At 61.6% G+C, this 216-nt stretch carries 1 protein-coding gene; it reads right to left on the reverse strand.

From position 1 onward, the window contains the following. A partial coding sequence (locus tag AF337_RS16055) for a hypothetical protein (protein ID WP_152971104.1) occupies nt 1-216 on the reverse strand: 216 nt, incomplete at both ends.

Raw genomic sequence — 216 nt, forward strand, 5'->3', positions numbered from 1 at the left:
GAACTGATATGCGGCAGGATTTCGTGCCCCGTGAGTGCGATGCCCTTGCGTTCGGCCCATCGACGCAGCGTGCCCGAGAAGGCATCGTTCATCAGGGCTGAATAAGCGGCATAAAATTGCGCGCGCAGCCGCAAGGTGTCAGGCCCGACATTGCGCAGCAGCGCCAGCAGCGTCTTGGCGAACGGCTGGCCCGTGTTTTGCAAAACGGCATACGGC

The sequence above is a fragment of the Rhizobium ecuadorense genome (genome assembly GCF_001187535.1).
Classification (GTDB): Bacteria; Pseudomonadota; Alphaproteobacteria; order Rhizobiales; family Rhizobiaceae; genus Rhizobium; species Rhizobium ecuadorense.